15 protein-coding genes and 1 pseudogene are annotated in these 15455 nt (G+C 54.1%); 6 read left to right on the top strand and 10 right to left on the bottom strand.

All coding sequences use genetic code 11. The annotated features are described in order from the left end of the window. Nucleotides 1-11: 11 nt before the first annotated feature. The 3 genes from MIH19_RS18995 to MIH19_RS19005 are packed head-to-tail and all read right to left on the bottom strand — an operon-like array spanning nucleotide 12 to nucleotide 2751. Nucleotides 12-1055 carry a branched-chain amino acid ABC transporter permease gene (locus MIH19_RS18995; RefSeq protein WP_249006344.1) on the bottom strand — a complete coding sequence of 348 codons (1044 nt, stop codon included), beginning with the start codon at nucleotides 1053-1055 and terminating at the stop codon, nucleotides 12-14. A gap of 1 nt (nucleotide 1056) precedes the next feature. Next, a complete protein-coding gene (locus MIH19_RS19000; RefSeq protein WP_249006345.1) occupies nucleotides 1057-1935 on the bottom strand; it encodes a branched-chain amino acid ABC transporter permease in 879 nt (292 codons plus the stop codon). Beyond that, nucleotides 1936-2751 (bottom strand): ABC transporter ATP-binding protein, encoded by an 816-nt coding sequence (locus tag MIH19_RS19005; protein WP_249006346.1) that lies wholly within the window; start codon nucleotides 2749-2751, stop codon nucleotides 1936-1938. Nucleotides 2752-2907: 156 nt separating this feature from the next. Here MIH19_RS19005 and MIH19_RS19010 point away from each other — a divergent pair, with 156 nt between their 5' ends. Beyond that, nucleotides 2908-3702, top strand: a complete 795-nt coding sequence (locus MIH19_RS19010; protein ID WP_249006347.1) for an enoyl-CoA hydratase-related protein — start codon at nucleotides 2908-2910, stop codon at nucleotides 3700-3702. A 9-nt stretch (nucleotides 3703-3711) separates the two neighbouring features. Here the strand turns inward: MIH19_RS19010 and MIH19_RS19015 are convergent, their stop codons facing one another. Then, nucleotides 3712-5289 carry a fatty acyl-CoA synthetase gene (locus tag MIH19_RS19015; RefSeq protein ID WP_249006348.1) on the bottom strand — a complete coding sequence of 526 codons (1578 nt, stop codon included), beginning with the start codon at nucleotides 5287-5289 and terminating at the stop codon, nucleotides 3712-3714. Between the two features lie 80 nt (nucleotides 5290-5369). Between MIH19_RS19015 and MIH19_RS19020 the strand changes: the two genes are divergently transcribed. The 5 genes from MIH19_RS19020 to MIH19_RS19040 all read left to right on the top strand — a co-directional run bounded on the left by MIH19_RS19020 (nucleotide 5370) and on the right by MIH19_RS19040 (nucleotide 9987). Then, complete coding sequence (locus MIH19_RS19020; protein ID WP_249006349.1) at nucleotides 5370-5744, top strand: acyl-CoA dehydrogenase family protein; 375 nt, start codon at nucleotides 5370-5372, stop codon at nucleotides 5742-5744. 50 nt (nucleotides 5745-5794) lie between these two features. Then, complete coding sequence (gene bktB, locus MIH19_RS19025; RefSeq protein WP_249006350.1) at nucleotides 5795-6982, top strand: beta-ketothiolase BktB; 1188 nt, start codon at nucleotides 5795-5797, stop codon at nucleotides 6980-6982. A 219-nt stretch (nucleotides 6983-7201) separates the two neighbouring features. Next, nucleotides 7202-8197: a TRAP transporter substrate-binding protein gene (locus tag MIH19_RS19030; protein ID WP_249006351.1), complete on the top strand. Its 996-nt coding sequence runs from the start codon at nucleotides 7202-7204 to the stop codon at nucleotides 8195-8197. Continuing rightward, a complete protein-coding gene (locus MIH19_RS19035; protein ID WP_249006352.1) occupies nucleotides 8198-8716 on the top strand; it encodes a TRAP transporter small permease in 519 nt (172 codons plus the stop codon). Continuing rightward, on the top strand, nucleotides 8713-9987 hold the full coding sequence (locus tag MIH19_RS19040; RefSeq protein ID WP_249006353.1) for a TRAP transporter large permease: 1275 nt from the start codon (nucleotides 8713-8715) through the stop codon (nucleotides 9985-9987). Before MIH19_RS19035 ends, MIH19_RS19040 begins: the two co-directional genes overlap by 4 nt. Here the strand turns inward: MIH19_RS19040 and MIH19_RS19045 are convergent. The 6 genes and pseudogenes from MIH19_RS19045 to MIH19_RS19070 form a co-directional block, all read right to left on the bottom strand. Further along, on the bottom strand, nucleotides 9972-10676 hold the full coding sequence (locus MIH19_RS19045; RefSeq protein WP_249009058.1) for an ABC transporter ATP-binding protein: 705 nt from the start codon (nucleotides 10674-10676) through the stop codon (nucleotides 9972-9974). The genes MIH19_RS19040 and MIH19_RS19045 overlap by 16 nt on opposite strands. A gap of 258 nt (nucleotides 10677-10934) precedes the next feature. After that, a pseudogene (locus tag MIH19_RS19050) lies at nucleotides 10935-11336 on the bottom strand (ABC transporter); the annotation flags it as partial. Nucleotides 11337-11357: 21 nt separating this feature from the next. Then, nucleotides 11358-12116 carry an ABC transporter ATP-binding protein gene (locus tag MIH19_RS19055; RefSeq protein ID WP_249006354.1) on the bottom strand — a complete coding sequence of 253 codons (759 nt, stop codon included), beginning with the start codon at nucleotides 12114-12116 and terminating at the stop codon, nucleotides 11358-11360. Beyond that, nucleotides 12113-13117 carry a branched-chain amino acid ABC transporter permease gene (locus tag MIH19_RS19060; RefSeq protein WP_249006355.1) on the bottom strand — a complete coding sequence of 335 codons (1005 nt, stop codon included), beginning with the start codon at nucleotides 13115-13117 and terminating at the stop codon, nucleotides 12113-12115. The genes MIH19_RS19055 and MIH19_RS19060 overlap by 4 nt, the downstream gene beginning before the upstream one ends. Before the next feature lie 2 nt (nucleotides 13118-13119). Further along, nucleotides 13120-13995 (bottom strand): branched-chain amino acid ABC transporter permease, encoded by an 876-nt coding sequence (locus tag MIH19_RS19065; RefSeq protein WP_249006356.1) that lies wholly within the window; start codon nucleotides 13993-13995, stop codon nucleotides 13120-13122. 73 nt (nucleotides 13996-14068) lie between these two features. After that, nucleotides 14069-15229 (bottom strand): ABC transporter substrate-binding protein, encoded by a 1161-nt coding sequence (locus MIH19_RS19070; RefSeq protein WP_249006357.1) that lies wholly within the window; start codon nucleotides 15227-15229, stop codon nucleotides 14069-14071. Nucleotides 15230-15455 lie beyond the last annotated feature (226 nt).

Here is a 15455-nt window from a genome sequence, read left to right on the forward strand (position 1 = left end):
TGTTAAATCCACTAGTTTTTGAAAGGCCATAAACTGAAAAAACGCCGAATGCGGTGCCAGATCTCCGCCAGTCCGTGAGGCTCGAAAATAAGGAAGCCGACAATCAGGGCACCGAAGATGATTTCTAGCATCGGCGACATGAATATCGGTGCATTTGGATAAAACGGTGTCAGGGCTGCGGTGAGGAGCTTGAGAACTTCCGGAATCAGCGTCATGAATGCGGCACCCAGAATGCCGCCCAGCAGATTGCCCATGCCGCCAACGATAACCGCTGCCAGATAGAAAATGGACATGGAAAGCGGGAAACTTTCCGGCGTAACGACCCGGAAGAAATAAGCAAACAGGCCACCGGCAACACCGGCATAAAATGAGCTGAGTGCGAAAGACATCAACTTGTAACGCAACAGGTTAATACCCAGAATTTCGGCCGAAATATCCCTGTCCCGGATCGCAATAAACGCCCGACCGATGCGGGTGCGGAACACGTTTTTGGCAGCAAATACCATCAGTACCGCAAGCGGCACAATAATGAAATACATTCCAAAATCGCTCTGAAAAGTTAGGCCGAATAAGTGCGCCGGTTCCAGACTTAAGCCGCCCATGCCACCGGTTACAGACTCCCAACTGGCGAAGATAAAATGCAAAAAAACACTGGCAGCCAGCGTAGCAATCGCCAGATAGAGCCCTTTCACTCTGAGCGAAGGAAGCCCCACCAGAATGCCGACGGCCGCCGCCAGCAGCCCGGCAAGCAAGAGCGTCACCGGGAATGGCAACGCGGTGTTGATAGATAACCAGGCCACGGTATAACCGCCCACGCCCATGAAGCCGGCCTGGCCGAGGGAAATCAGGCCGGTATAACCGGTCAGTATATTCAGTCCCGTGGTACTGATAACCGCAATACCGACCAGACAACCCAAATACAATAAATAGGCATCAGCCATAAACGGGAACGTCAGCAGCGCAAGCAGGAAAAGCCCGAACCAGATCTTCTGTGTGGAGCTGGTCAGGATGGCCTCATCGGCCTCATAGCTCTGTTTGGCATCACCGATACGCATCTTACACTCGCTCTATTTCGTGGGTGCCAAAAAGGCCATAAGGACGAAAAACCAAAATGACGGCCAGCACCGCGAACGTAGCCGGCATGCGATACTCCCCGCCCAAGTAGGCGCCGGCCACAGTTTCCAGCCAGCCAATAAACAGCCCCGCAATAAGCGCACCCACAATGCTGTCGAGACCCCCGACAATCACCACCACCAGTACGCTCAGGCCAATAGCACCAAACTGCGGGCTAAGCCCACCGGTTGCGGCCACCAATACGCCCGCAAGTGAGGCTGCAAGAGAGCCAAACACCCAGGCCAAATTGAATACCCGCCTCACATTAATGCCCATGGAATAGGCTGCGGCCTGATCTGACGCGGTGGCACGCAGCGCCACGCCGCCTCGGGAAAAACGGAAATACAACAAGTAAATGATGAGCAGCGCAGCACCGATAAGAAAACCGTACGCAATCTTTGGAGCCAAGTACATTTCACCAATAAACACCGGTTTACGAGGCAGAAAGCTTGGCAGAAGCTGCGGTTCTGCGCCCCACACGAGCTCTACCAGGCCCATCAGAATACTGGCCACACCGATAGTGACCATTACCACCGAAATGGGTGATTCTCCCAGCATCGGGCGGATCATCGTCTTTTCGATCACACCACCCAGAATACTGCCCCCAAGTACCGCCAGCGGCAGCGCAAGCCACGGCGACATTTCCATACCGCCAGCAAAGGCCAGAAACAGATAAGCGGCGACCATCATGATTTCGCCGATGGCGAAGTTGATCACTCGCGTGGCTTTATAAATGATCACAAAACCCAGCGCGATCAGAGCGTAGAGCCCGCCCATGGCAAGGCCTGCAAGGCTAATTTCTCCAAAAAAAAGCCAGTCCACTTAAGCCACCTCGCGTTCGGGGTTAAGTTTCTTGCGCAGGCTGTCCATATCACTGGTGCCTAAATACGCTTCGATCACCTCAGGGTCTGTCTGCACTTCCGCAGGCAAGCCTTCGGTAATAACCTGGCCAAAGTTGAGCACCGCAATGTGGTCGGAAATATCCATAACCATGCCCATATCATGCTCTACCATTAGCACTGTCACGCCCCACTCTTCACGGATATCGAGAATAAACCGGGCCATGTCTTCCTTTTCTTCCCGGTTCATCCCCGCTACCGGTTCATCCAGCATCAGCACTTTCGGTCGCATGGCCAGGGCGCGGGCCAGTTCCACGCGTTTTTGCAAACCGTAAGACAAGCTGGCTACAGGCTGCCGCCGTATATGATCAATCTCCAGAAAATCAATGATGTGGCGCTCCACTTCTTGGCGCACCACCATTTCCTCGCGACGTGCCGCACCGAAATACGCCAGTGAGCCCAGTAGGCCACTTTTCATATGCACATGGGCGCCAAGCTTGATGTTGTCGAGTACAGTCATGCCCCGGAACAGGGCTATATTCTGGAAGGTTCGTGCAAGACCCAAAGCGGCGCGGGCCGGTGGCTTCATTCCCGTGAGCACCTTACCCTGATAGCTGATGGTGCCTTGCTGAGGCTTGTAGAAACCGGAGATGCAGTTAAAAAGTGATGTTTTGCCTGCGCCGTTTGGGCCGATCACTGTGGTAATGGTATTTTCCGGCACCCGGAAGCTGACATCCTTAAGTGCCTTCACGCCACCGAACGAGAGCGAGAGATTATTAATTTCGAGGATATTGGACATTATTCCCAACAGGTCTGTAGATCATGATTGTTTTTATTTTAGTAAACGCCAGAGTACTTTACTGAACGAAAGTTAATGTAACCCAGTTGTATCGTAAAAACCAAGGCAGTGTGTTCTATAGTGATGCAAACACTCTCAGCGACGGAACTCACAACCATGACAGACAGCCCCCTAGTTTCCACATTTAATGAACAAACAGGCGTAGCCACGCTGACATTCAATCGCCCTGACGTTCTCAACGCCATCAACGTACCCATGGCCGAGGCATTTCTGGAGACGGCGAAGGCATTAAGTGGGCAACCGGGATTACGTTGCATTGTGCTGGTCGGTGCCGGAAGAGCATTTATGGCCGGTGGCGATGTCGCCAGCATGGTCGGCACCCCGCAACAGACCCAAGGCGTTATCAATGGATTGTTGTTGCCACTCAATAAAGCGATTCTCCTGCTACGAAGCATAGACGCGCCGATCATAGCCGGTGTAAAGGGCGTCGCCGCGGGTGCAGGCCTGAGTCTCGCACTCATGGCAGACGTCATTGTAGCGGAGGAAAACGCACGGTTTCTTATCGGTTACAACGGCATAGGTGCCGTGCCGGACTGTGGTTGCACCTGGTTTTTACCGCGCAAAATTGGCACGGCACGGGCCACAGAGATGATGCTCCTGAATCGCCAGCTCAATGCAACTGAAGCCAAGAACTGGGGCTTGTTGGCGGAAGTTGGCTCACCAGATGCCTTTGACGACCTACTGGCGACGACAGCAAAACATGTTGCAAGCGGCCCGACAAAGGCCTTCGGTGCCTTTCGACGGCTTGTTGATCAAGGCAGCGGAAGATCACTGGCCGAGCATCTTGAAGCTGAGCGCCAGGCATTCCTGAAAGCAGCGGAGACCGACGACTTCAAGGAAGGCGTCCGAGCTTTTACAAGCAAACGGCCGGCTAAGTTTACGGGTAACTAGCCGCTTACTTCATAAAGCGAAATCTTCTCTGAGCTTTCGTTTCAGCAACTTGCCAGCAGTGTTTTTTGGCAGCTGTTCCACAAAGTGGATATGCTTTGGCAATTTGAAGCTCGCCAGCCTGGTTCGTGCGTAGCTCATCAAAGCTTCTGCGTCTTGCGGATAACCTTCTTTGACCACCACTATGGCGCAGATGGCTTCAATCCACTTCTCATCCGGCACACCGATGACCGCAACCTCCGCAACAGATTCGTGCTGGTAGAGAGCTTCTTCTACGTCGCGACTGGCTACCAATACTCCGCCCGTGTTCACCACATCCTTGATGCGATCAACAATATAAATGTAGCCCTCATCGTCCTGATAGCCCAGATCACCGGAATGGAACCAGCCGTTTTTGAAGACTTCCGCCGTGGCTTCAGGTTTGCCCCAGTAACCCACCATCAGTTGCGGTGAGCGGTGAACCAGTTCTCCGTGTTCCCCGGGATTGCAGTCTTTACCGGTAACCGGGTCCACAATGCGCGTCATCACCGTTTGCATGGGGCGACCGGCAGAAGACGGTCGGTCTGCGTGTTCTTCTGGTAGCAACACCGTCGCCAGCGGTGCAATTTCACTTTGGCCATAACAGTTGTACAGGCCTGCACCAGGTAGTTTTTCGCCAAGCTCTTTTACTATCTGGCCAGGCATGATGGATGCGCCGTAGTAAAGCTTATCCATATGTTGCAGTTTGCCCGGGTTGAATTGGGGATGATGCAGCAGGGCAATCCACACGGTGGGCGGCGCAAAAAAGGCGTTCAGTTGATCGCTTGCCAGCAGCCCGAGAATTGCGTCCGGTGTCGGGGTGTTGATCATCCGGCTGTACCCGCCACTCAGCAGCATGGGCATGGTGAATACATGCATCTGCGCCGAGTGATAAAGCGGCAGCGCGGCGAGTGAGCGGTCGCTGGCCCGAATGTTCAGGTGGTATTGGCAGGCGGCATAATGCGTCATCAGTGAATGATGCGTATGCATGGCGCCTTTGGGGTCGGAGGTGGTGCCAGAGGTATAAAGAATCTGCACCAGGTCTGTATCACAAAGCTCCAAATCCGGTGCTGTGTCTTCGCCGGCCTCAAGCGCGAATGTCAGCGCGTCGTTGGTGTTACCGCCGTGCAGGCTGCCGTGAATGGCAACCTCGGTTGTCTCCCGGATCGCATCGACTTGTGATTGCAGATCCAGGTCGGCAAACAAGGCCCTGCAGCCAGACTGATTGAGCGCGTAGGTAAGTTCGTGGCCAATCAGCGCGTAGTTAAGTGGTACATGAATCAGCCCGGCTTTGGTGCAGGCAAGCCAGAGCAAAACGTAGGCATCCGAGTTTTTGCCATAGGTACCAACGCGGTCGCCTTTCTCAAGGCCGAGCCCGATCAGACGATGGGCCAGCCTGTTTGAGGCTGCGTGAATCTCTAAGAACGTCCAGGTGCGGTCGTCAAACGTCAGTGCCGTGCGGCTGCCATGTATGCTCGCAGAGCGGGCAAAGGCGTCTCCGATCGTGTTGCGCAGAGCCCGCTGGATACCCGCCGATACGGGGCAGGAAGCGGAGGTGCCAGAGTTGTTCATGCATCTACCTATTAGTTTAGTTGCGTAACCCTGTCGCAAAGACGTTTCGATCTTGCACAGGCGGTGGGGCGACCGGGGGCGTGCTGGCGATTACTCTGGATTATGTGCAGCAACGCAGGGCTTTTGGCCTAAGAGTAGCTGACTTTCGAAATATCCGGTTTAAACTTGCAGAAGCCCGTGCACGGCTGGAGATGGCGAAAGCGTATCTGAACCAGTGCACGACTAAATATCTTAAAGGCGAAATGGGGCCAACAGACGCCGCCATTCTGAAGCTGATGCTCACCGAAATGCAGTGCGATATAGCCAGCGACTGTCTACAACTGTTTGGCCGCTACGGTTATACCGTTGAGTATCCCGTATCGCGATTTTTTGTGGATGCGCGAGTACAAACAATCTACGCAGGAACGTCTGAAATCATGAAAGAAGTGATTGCCCGTTCTATGCTGGGCAAATAAATTATCCGCTTTGCGGATTTTTACAGATCGATAACCTGAGGAAACAAACGATGAAACTGACCGATGTAGTTATTCTCGACGGAGCACGCACAGCTATAGGCGGCTTCGGCGGAAGTTTAAGCTCGATGGGCCCGGCCGATCTGGGCACTTGTGTGGCAAAAGAGGCGATCAGCCGATCAGCTGTGCCCGCAGAAGACATCGACCATTCCGTTTTTGGTCATATTATTTCGACTGGCCCGGCAGATGCCTACGTAGCGCGCCATATCGGCCTTAATGCCGGTCTGCAGAAAGGTTCTGCGGCGTTCAATGTAAATCGTCTCTGTGGTTCCGGGATGCAGGCGGTTATCAGCGCCGCGCAGATGATTATTATGGGCGACAGCCAGATTGCATTGGCCGGTGGCGTCGAAAGCATGAGCCAGGGGGCTTATGTTCTTCCTAATGTCCGCAAGGGCTTGAGGATGGGCGACGGGAAAGTGGTCGATATGACACTGGGCATTCTCAGCGATCCGTTTGGTAGCGGTCACATGGGCCTGACGGCTGAGCGTATTGCCCAAAAGTATGGCCTCAGCCGTGAAGATCTGGATGTGTTTTCGGCGGAAAGTCATCGTCGTGCCAGCCATGCTATTGAGAGTGGCTACTTTAAAGAACAGATTGTGCCTGTGGCCGTAAAACAGGGTCGCAAGGAGTTCATTTTTAAGCAGGACGAGCATGTACGTGCAGATACGACTGTCGAAAGTCTTTCTGGCCTCAAACCTGCCTTTGCTAAAGATGGTATCGTTACGCCAGGCAATGCGTCTGGTCTTAACGACGGTGCGGCCGCCATGATATTGACGAGCGCAGCAGAAGCCGAAAAACGTGGACTTAAAGCGCGTGCACGCTTGGTGGGTTATGCCTTTGCTGGGGTGGATCCCGGTCTAATGGGCCTTGGCCCGATCCCGGCTGTGCGTCGGGTGCTGGAGCAGACCGGCCTTAGTGTGGCAGATCTGGATGTAATTGAATCCAATGAAGCGTTTGCCGCCCAGGCGCTTGCGGTCAGCAAAGAACTCGGTTTGCCGGCAGACAAGGTAAATCCGAACGGCGGTGCTGTTGCGCTGGGGCACCCGGTAGGTGCTACAGGCTCCATCCTCATCATCAAAACCCTAGCGGAGCTTGAACGCACGGGCGGTCGCTATGGCCTTATTACGATGTGTATCGGCGGCGGCCAGGGCATTGCGCTGATTGTTGAAAGCATCCGATGATGCTGGCAGTTTGATTTCTTTTTAACGCTGAACTGGATACAGTTTACGTTAACGTAAATATTTTTTGGTTCTGGTTCTGGTTCTGGTTCTGGTTCTGGGTCTGGTTCTGGTTCAGCCCACGAAACCCATGGTCTTTGCGGTATTGCGGTTAGCTGCGCTGGTATCGGCCCGGCGGCTTACAGCGCGCCCAAGACGCGTCATCACTTGAGGAAAACTATAATGAAAAAACTCGGTTTGAATACACTGGTACTTGGCATTTCCCTATCGCTGGCCGCTACGGCTTTTGCGTCAGAATTTACCAACATGGATCCGATTACTCTGCGCTTGGCTCACGTGGTCAACGAGCAAGATGGCTTTCATATTGCAGCCGTCAAATTTCAGGATCTGGTAGCAGAGCGAACCGAAGGTGTGGTGAACATCGAGCTCTACCCTAACGCTTCACTGGGCGACGAGCGCACCCTGCTGGAAGGTATGCAAATTGGCACCGTTGATATGGGCGTGATCACCAACGGCCCGGTCGCTAACTTTGTCGAAGAAATGGCGGTTTTTGAGCTGCCGTTTTTGTTTCCTTCACCGCAAGCCGCTTACGATGTCCTCGACGGCCCCATTGGTCAGGAACTGCTCGACAAGCTTTCCGAGGTCAACCTGAAAGGCCTGGCCTACGCCGAACGTGGCTTTCGTAATTTGACCAACAGCGAGCGCCCGGTCAACACACCAGAAGACATGAAAGGCCTGCGTATTCGCGTAATGGAAAATCCGGTGTATGTGGACACCTTCCGCGCATTGGGTGCCAACGCCATTCCGATGGCGTGGACGGAAGCCTTGACCGCCATGCAGCAAAACACCATTGATGGACAAGAAAATCCCGCCAATGTGATTCATTCCTTCAAGCTCTACGAAACCCAGGATTACATGACCCTCTCGCGACATACCTACGCCCCGGCCATCTTCGTGATGGGCATGCCTGCCTGGAATAAGCTTCCAGAAGCGGCACAAGCTGTGGTCGCCCAGGCAGCTCAGGAAGCCGCCGAACATGAGCGCCGGGTAAACGCCGAGATGGAATCCCGGCAACTGGCCGAGCTGCGCGAAGCCGGCATGCAGATTAACGACACCCCAGATATAAAGGCTTTTCAAGCCGCCGTGGTGCCGGTCTATGCAAAGTACGGTGAGAAGTTCGGTGATTACCTGCCACGTATTCTGGAGGCGCTCAAATAAGTGACGACCAAAACTCAATCGCTGTTAAAGCCGCTAAAGCGAATTGAGCGCGGGCTGGATGCAATCATCCAGCCCGTGGTGTTTGCGGGTATGGCAGCGCTGATTGGCGTGATTACCCTGCAGATTGTCTCCCGAGTGCTGTTCAGCGCGGTCGGCTGGACCGAAGAAGTCGCTCGCTTTCTGCTCGTGTGGATTACTTTTTTTGCAGGCACTCTGGCTTTTCAGCGCGGTCGGCACATTGCCGTAACATTTGCCGTGGACGCCCTGCCCGTGAGCCTTCGACAAGCCGCGCGCATTGCCGGCACCCTGGCGGTATTGGCCTTTACGGTGGCACTGGTGGTGATCGGCTATCGTTATATGCAAGTTCAGAGCTTTCAGAAATCGGCTTCCTTAAGGCTCTCGATGACCTATGTCTACTCCGTGATTCCGCTCTGCGCGGCCGTGATGAGTTGGTACGCTTTCGTCGATCTATTGGAGCTTTTAATAGACGGCGAGCGTCGTGAGGAGCCCGTTCCATGACGCTGCTACTGTTCGGGCTGTTCTTCGCGCTTATGCTACTGGGTGTACCTATTGCCCTGGCAATCGGTGCCAGCACCATGATCGCGCTCAGCCAGGCCGGGGTACCTTTAATGGTGGTCACCCAGCAGATGTTTCAGGGCATCAATTCCTTTGCCTTAGTGGCCATTCCCATGTTCATTCTGGCCGGCGACCTGATGGCTCAAGGCAAAGTGAGCGAGAGACTCGTCAACTTTGCCAACTCTCTGTTCGGCTTTCTAAGGGGGGGCTTATCGGTCGTGTCGGTGATGGCAGGGATGTTCTTCGCAGCAATTTCAGGCTCCGGGGCGGCGACCACAGCGGCGGTGGGAGCAAGTTTGGTGCCGGAGTTACGCAAAAAAGGTTATGACCCCGCGTCTGCTGCCAGCCTGATTGCCGCAAGCGGTACAATTGGAGTGGTCATTCCGCCGTCGGTGCCCATGATTATTTATGCAGTGATTGCCCAGCAATCGGTATCTGAGCTGTTCCTGAACGGCTTTTTGCCAGGGCTCGCCATGGGGCTTGGGCTGATGGCAATTGCCATTACCCAAGCCTACAAACGCCAGTATCCCAAGGGCACGCCGTTCTCACTGGCCACCATCTGGCGCACATTAAAAAGCGCGAGTTGGGGACTGATGACGCCCGTCATCATTCTGGGGGGCATATTTTCGGGAATTTTCACGCCCAGTGAAGCTGCGGTGGTGGCTGTCAACTACGCGCTGCTGGTCTCGCTGTTCATTTACCGTGACCTCAAGCTAAGCGATGTGTATCGCATTTTGATTCGCTCGGCGATTACCACCTCAGTGATCATGCTTGTAATCGCCACCTCGGCGGTGCTGAGCTGGACGCTATCCAGCTGGCAGGTGCCCGGCGCTATTGCTGAAGCGGTGCTGTCTATCTCTACCGATCCTTACGTGATCATGCTGTTAGTGGTGGGCATAATTCTACTGACCGGTGTATTTCTAGAAACCGCCAGCGCATTGATTATTCTAACGCCGGTTTTGCTGCCGCTGGTGATTCAACTGGGAATTGACCCGATTCATTTTGGCCTGATCATCGTGGTCGGGTTGGCGATCGGAATGATCACCCCACCGGTAGCGATCAACCTTTATGTGGCTTCCTCAATCACGCAGCTGCCTTTGGAGCGCATCACCCGGGCAATCATCCCTTACTTGTTGGGGTTGATCAGCGTGCTACTAATGGTCGTGTATATTCCTATTCTGGCCGGCTGGTCAGGGCCTTACATACCCAGATAAGCCTCGCGCACTTTCTCGTTGCTCAACAATTCCCGGCCAGAGCCTTCCACCACCACGCGGCCGGTTTCCAGTACGTAGCCACGGTCGGCCAGCGCCAGCGCTTGGGACGCGTTTTGCTCCACCAAAAAGATGGTCATGCCTTCGTTTTTGAGCTCTTTGATGATATTGAAAATTTCTTCAATAATCAGCGGTGCAAGCCCCATGCTGGGCTCGTCCAACAGCAACAATCTCGGCTTTGCCATCAGCGCCCGGCCCATGGCCAGCATCTGCTGCTGACCACCAGACAACTCACCCGCCAGGTTGCGACGTTTCTGGCGCAATATGGGGAACTTCTCGTACATGCGTTCGATGTCGTCTTCCACTTCGGGGCTGCGGCCACGGGTATAAGCGCCCAGCAGCAAGTTGTCCTCAACGCTCAGATCCTTGAACACCTGTCGGCCTTCGGGCACCTGCACAATGCCACTGGCAACCCGCTTATCGGTCGGCATCTTTAGCAAATCTTTGCCTTCAAAGGTAATGCTGCCCGCGTCTGTTGGTTGCAGCCCGGAGATGGTCATCAGCAGTGTGGACTTGCCAGCACCGTTGGCGCCCACCAGCGACACAATCTCGCCGCTGTTGATGCGGATATCAACGCCATGGAGTGCTTCAATCTGGCCGTAAGAAGTCTTCAGGCCCTTGATCGTGAGCATTTCTTCGGCAGCGTGCTGCGCAGTTCGGCGTGGCGCGTGACGCAGCCCAAGGCCACCCAGGCGCTCCGGTGTGTAGCTTACGATACGATGCCGCAGCTCACGGAACTCATCCCGTACCCGCTCGCCAAACAGCGGATCATTGGCCTGATCACGGGATTCGGTAATCAGGCGCCAGTCGTCTTCACTGAGGAGCTTGCGCGCCCGCGGGATAACCACGCCTTCCTCTTTTTTAATGTGCTTACGCAAAGCTTCGGTAAACCGTGCCAGCGCATGGCTAAATTCCTCACGGCCGTCGGGCCAGCGCTCCATGCACACCATCAACAAATGACGCAGCTCGTTGATTTTCTGATCACCAATCACGTAACCATGAGCGAGCTTGTCTAGCAGCGGCTTGGTTTCCGGTGACTTTTCTCCCAACAGCCGATACAGAACTATCTCAGCAGGGGAGCTGTGAACACGTCGGGCGAAGTGCTGAATGTAGTCGAAAATATTGTTGTACAGTGTTTCATCAGGCTGCTGTTCGTTGATGTTCATATCGTGCTGAAGCTGGTCCAACAAATCCAGTATGCGCCACAGGGCCTGGTGTTCCTGCACGATGGTACTAATGGCCTGCACACTAAAACTGTCTTCAGGCGCCGTGTTGGTCGGTGTTTGTGTCATTGTAATTATTCCTCGCTCCGTTTAACCGCCCAAGTAAGCTGCGATCACGTCCGGATTAGCACGAATCTGTTCCGGTGTGCCTTCCGCCAGCACACGCCCGTAATTAAGCACCAGTAAACGGTCGGAAATGTTCATTACCAACTTCATGTCGTGCTCTACCAGCATGACAGTAATGCCCTGTTCGGCAATTTTGCGGATTAACTCCTCCAGTGCCGTGGTTTCCACCGCGTTCAGGCCGGCTGCAGGCTCATCCAGAAGAATAATTTTCGGCTCTGCCGCTAACGCGCGGGCAATTTCCAGGCGCTTCAGGGCGCCATAAGACATTGCCGAAGCTTCGGCGTTGATGTACTCGCCACAACCGACAAACTCCATCAGTTCGGCGGATTTGGCGTGGGCGGCTTTTTCACCCCGGGTCAGCGCTGGTAAGCGGAAAAGCGTGGTTAACAGGTTGCTTTTCAGGGACAGGTGACGGCCCAGCATCACGTTTTCGATTGCCGTCATGTTCATGCAAATCTGCATTTGCTGAAAGGTGCGACACATACCCCTTTGTGCTAGCTGACTGGGTTCCAATTTTGCGGTGCTTTCGCCGTTCAGCTTTACGTCGCCCCCCGTGGGCGTGTAGAGACCGGTAATCAAATTAAACAGCGTGGTTTTGCCAGCGCCATTCGGCCCAATCACCGAATACACTTGCCCCGCGTCTACCGCAAAGCTCACACCTTCTACTGCGTGCACACCGCCAAACGCCTTGGACAGGTTATTCACTTCCACCAGAGCCGTCATGCGTTACCTCCGGCGGACTTTGCGCGTCGTTTTGCCAAGAAATTGGCCGCGGTTGGAAGCAGCCCTTTGGGCATGAAAATCATCGTCAGCATCAGAATCAGACCAAACAGCACCATCTCAAACTCTTGAAAATCGGCCAGCACTTGCGGCAGTAGCTCCAACACCACAGCGCCAATGATGACACCTATGGTCGACCCCATGCCGCCCAGCACCACCATCGTGATCAACAAAATGGAAAACTCAAAGCCTGCCACCGCGGGCGTTATAAAGCCCTGAAAATGCGCGTAAAGCGCTCCCATTACGCTGGCGTAAACCGCCGAAATAACAAACACCAGGCTCTTGTACTTCGTGGTGTTCACACCCACCACGCTGGCTGCCACCTCTGAGCCGTGTACCGAGCGCAAGGCGCGACCGATAGGCGAGTCAATCAGGTTCTGTGCCAGCCAGACGGCGACCAACAGCACCACGCCTGCAAAAAGGTACCAGGCCAGATCACCGCTGATATCCATGCCAAACAAGGAGTATTCGCCAAATGGGCTGAGCTCCCAGCCAAACACGTCAAAGGCAGGCACCGGCATACCATCCGGCCCGCCGGTCATCTCCCGCTCATTATTCAAAATGATGGCAATAATGAAGCCCACGGCGAGGGTCGCCATAGACAGATAATGGCCTTTTAGGCGCAAAATCGGGCGGCCGACCACCCAGGCAATAATGCCCACACCAATCGCGCCAACAATCAGCGCCGGTATGGCAGACCAGCCATAATGACTGGTCATGATCGCGCTGAAATAGGCACCCAGACCAAAAAAGCCGGCGTGACCCAGGCTGATCTGGCCGGCAAAGCCTACCAGCAGATTAAGCCCCACCACGGCACCGGCGATCAACGCGATTTGCGTGGCCAGGCTGTAGTGAAACGGGTTGGAAATAAACAAAGGCAAAGCAAAAACCACAACGGCCAAAAACACCAGGCCCTTCAAACGAAATTCGGAGAGTTTCGCCATCGTCACACCCGCTCCACAACTTTGGCGCCAAACAGGCCCCGGGGCATGAAGAACAACACCAGCAGAATCATTGAGAAGGCCACCGCATCTTTGTAATCAGACGACAGATAGCCCGCTGCCATGGCTTCAACCACCCCCAGCGCCAGGCCACCCACAACGGCGCCCACACCACTACCCAGGCCGCCAATAGCCGCAGCCACAAAGCCTTTCAAGCCAAGGATGATGCCAATATCGTAAGAAGTGAAGGTAATAGGAGCGACGACAATGCCGGCGATTGAACCCAACAAGGCAGACACCATGAACGCCAGCATCAACACCATCTGGGTACGAATACCCACCAAACGGGCGGCGTCTTTGTTCATAGAAGTGGCAAGAATGGCTTTGCCGGTCATTGTGCGGGTGAAGAAGTACACCAATACTGCCACTAGCACCGCCCCCACACCCAGCACCCATAGGCTCTGACTGTTCAGTACGGCGCCAAATATCTCAATCGGTTCATCGCTGCTGAAGTTAGGCATCACGTGGTACTTTTTGCCCCACACTAATTGAGCAAGACCACGGATAAAAATGGACGCGCCGATGGTAATAATGATTAGCGTGACAACGTTCGCATCTTTTGCCGGCGCAATCGCCAGGCGCTGCAGGGCAATACCCATAAGACCCGCAAGAACAACCGCCAACACGATGGCAAGCAACATGGGCACACCCATGGCCGTTAAGGACACGGTTGCCATACCGCCAATCATCAAAAATTCGCCCTGGGCGAAGTTGATCACATGGCTGGCGTTGTAAATAAGGGTAAAGCCCAAAGCGATCAGGGCGTAGGTCGCACCAATGGTGATACCGGTAAACAGGTACTGCAGAAATTCAGAGAACATAATCAGGTCCGCTCGCGCAGCGGCCGGCTGCCCCGAAAGGCGGATGCCAACCTATGATACGGATAAGAAAGGTTTAGTTGACCAACTTCCAACTGCCATTCTGGACTTCCAGAATGCGGAAGGAATCAGCTTTAAGACCGTTATGATCATCGGCAGACATATTGTAGGTGCCGGTTACGCCTACGTGGCCCTGAATATTTTCGAGGGCGTCGCGCACGGCTGCTTTATCTGTTGTGCCGGCTTTCTCGATGGCCTGCACCGCCAACATCAAGCCGTCATAAGCGTAGGCACCAAAAGTGGACACCTTAGCGTTCCAGCGAGCTTCGTATTCGCTTTTATACGCTTCTACAATCGGTTTCTGAGGGTCTGATTCCGGCAGAGAATCCGGCACCAGCAAAGGCGATGCGGGCAACCTCAAGCCTTCGGCGCTGTCGCCGGCAAGTTCGAGAAAACCGTCAGAAGCAACACCGTGGGACTGGTAAAATGGCAGATCAATGCTCAGCTGGGCATAGTTTCGGGTAACAATGGCCGGGCCCTGCCCAAAGCCAAAGTTCAAAATGGCCTGGATACCGTCGGTACCGCGAATATTGGTCAACTGCGCGGTCATGTCGGTGTCGGAACCGCCGTAGGTTTCGTCCGCCACCACGTCAATCGTGCCCATCTCCTTGGCCACCACAAGGGTTTGCTCGCGACCGGAACTGCCAAAGCCATCGGTGCCAGAGATCAGGCCAATTTTGGTCAAACCGCGGGACTTCATATCATCCAGAATACGTTCTGCAGCCATGCGGTCAGACTGCGGCGTTTTAAACACCCACTTTTTCACCGGCGTTGTAATAACAAGAGCGCCCGCCAGTGAGATGAAAGGGATTTGGGCCTGCTCGACCATTGGCACAGCCGCCATGGTGGCACCGGTTGTACTTCCACCCACAATAATATCCACACGGTCTGAACGAATCAGCCGGCTTGCGAAGTTGCGGGCTTTAGAGGCATTGCCAACGTCATCGTAGTAGATCAACTCAAGTTGGCGGCCAAGCACCCCGCCTTCTTTATTAATTTTCTCAACGTACATTTCCAGGGTTTTAAGCTCTGGGTCCCCCAGAAAGGACGCAGGGCCGGTTACTGACAAAAAAGATCCGATACGGATGGGATCAGCAGCCTGGACACTCATCGCCAGCAGTCCAGCCGCTGTGATGGCTAAAAATTTCTTGGTATAACGAGCCAGTGTTCCATTCATTGTTTTTTTTCTCCACAGAATAAGGTCGGAATCATTTTGTTTTCTATGCGTTTGATTTACCGACTATTACAACAAGTTCTCAAGACAGAGTTGGGCATTTTCGTATCACTTACCCCCACCTGAAAGCCTCCCTCATTAATGATATTTAGCAGCCATCTTGCTCAAAAATCAGTGCTTTCAACACACTGCCAACTTAATACGATACCAACAATATGTGTTATTTGAA

This window comes from Marinobacter sp. M1C, from assembly GCF_023314135.1.
In the GTDB taxonomy this organism is placed as follows: Bacteria; Pseudomonadota; Gammaproteobacteria; order Pseudomonadales; family Oleiphilaceae; genus Marinobacter.